This is a genomic window from Micromonospora sp. NPDC003776 (assembly GCF_053605645.1).
Map to the genome: position 1 here is coordinate 1 of NZ_JBSGJR010000869.1, position 1,911 is coordinate 1,911.

A 1,911-nucleotide genomic window follows, 5' to 3' on the forward strand; every position below is an offset into this window, starting at 1 on the left:
GCGCTGCATCTCGACCTCGAGGCCCACCGGCTCGATCCGGTCGTGCGCCACGACCGCGGCCAGTGTCTCCGGGGTCTCCGGCTCGTTCGGGGTCCTACCGACCGCCGCTCACCCTGGCGCTGCAGCCGGACCCGCGAGCTGGACCTGCTGCGGGCGCTGGTGCCTCCGGCGGGCTACCTCCCCGACTTTCTGCTGCCGCCACCGGGCCGCCGGTCCTCGACCTTCGCCGACGCGCTCCGGCAGGTGGCCGACGCCGACCCGGAGCTCGTGGCGCGGGAGTTGGCACACCTGGCGGGCCACCGGGTCGCCCAGCAGGGACCCGGCCGCGAAGGACGGCGGGCGCTGCTCCAGGCGCTGGTGGACCGGCCGGACGCGGGCATCGGCCCGGTCACGGAAGCGCTCGAGGCGTACCACCGGGTCGCGATCGCCCCGGACTGGCCGCGGATCGAGGCGTTGCTCAACGACGACATCGCCTACCGACTCGACGCCCTGGCCGATGGTGGCGTCCACCGGATGATGAGTGGCCTGCACCCGTCGGTGACCTTCGCCGACCAGACGCTGAGCGTCGTCAAGTACTACGCCGGCCACGCCGACTGCGGCGGGCGGGGCCTGCTCCTCGTGCCGTGCGCCTTTGCCTGGCCGGATGTGCTGGTGCGCACCGCGCAGCCCGAGCCGCCCAGCGTCTGCTACTCCCCGCGGGGCCTCGGGCGGCTCTGGGCAGCGCATTCCGCGCAGGCCGGCTCGGCGCTCGCCGGCGTCCTCGGGCAGACCCGGGCCGCCCTGCTGGCCCAGCTGGACCTGCCGATGTCGACCAGCCAGGCCGCCACCCAGATGGCGCTCTCCGCGCCGACGCTCAGCGTGCACCTTCAGGCGCTGCGCGCCGCGGGGCTGCTCACCTCGCGCCGGGTCGGCCGACAGGTGCACTACTCCCGGACCGAACTCGGCGACCGTCTGCTCACCGAGGCCGGTCGACGGCTGGACGGCGCCTGAACCGTCGGGACATGCCGGTGTCGCGCCGGCACGATGCCCGGCACCTCGGCGTCAGGCCGGGGTGCGTGATGCCTCGGGCAGCATGCCCGGCGCCGGGCGTGAGCGGTAAGCGTTCGGTAATGCGGCAAACCGGACCGGTCACCGGCGTCGGCGTCTAGCGTCTGGCTGGAGTACTGGACCGCCCCACGCACAGGAGGAGACGTGCCCGCCAGCCCACCCGACGACGTGCCGGCCGCGGCCCCGGCGGCGCTGTGGCACGGGCTGGCCCGGCACCGGCCGCCGGGCGCGGACGCCATCGCCCGCGCCTGGCGCAGCCCGGTCCGCGGGCCCTGGTTGACCTCGGTGCTCGGCGCGGTGCTGCTGGCCACCCTGCCCCTGGTGATCGTCACCGGGCTGCTCGACTGGATCGCCTACGGGCCGCGGCTGGACCAGGCGTTCCCCCGCGACGTGGGCTGGCTGCACCCGCCGGTCTTCGCCTGGCCGACCCGGCCCGCCTGGCTGTTCCGGGTCACCCAGGGGCTGCACGTGACGCTGGGGATCGTGCTGGTGCCGGTGGTCCTCGGCAAGCTCTGGTCGGTGGTGCCCAAGCTCTTCGACTGGCCGCCGGCCCGTTCGGTCGCCCAACTCCTGGAGCGGCTGTCGCTGCTGCTGCTGGTCGGCGGGATCCTGTTCCAGATCGCCACCGGCCTGCTCAACATCCAGTACGCGTACCTGTTCGGCTTCGACTTCTACACCGCGCACTGGTACGGCGCCTGGATCTTCACCGCCGCCCTGGTCACGCACGTGGCGATCAAGCTGCCCCGGCTGGTCACCGCGCTGCGCGGGCCGGGCTTCGGGCGTACGCCGGTGGAGCGGACCCGGCCGGAGCCGGCCGATCCGGACGGCCTGGTGACCCGGCGGCCGGGGCCGGCGACGATGAGC

Annotated in this window: 1 protein-coding gene and 1 pseudogene; both read left to right on the top strand. The window is 74.7% G+C overall.

Annotation, left to right across the window (positions count from 1 at the left end; genetic code table 11):
- Window positions 1–267: 267 nt before the first annotated feature.
- Window positions 268–990 carry a DUF5937 family protein gene (locus ACWEVO_RS35910; protein ID WP_452311848.1) on the top strand — a complete coding sequence of 241 codons (723 nt, stop codon included), beginning with the start codon at window positions 268–270 and terminating at the stop codon, window positions 988–990.
- 201 nt (window positions 991–1,191) lie between these two features.
- Window positions 1,192–1,911, top strand: a pseudogene (locus ACWEVO_RS35915) (molybdopterin-dependent oxidoreductase); the annotation flags it as partial.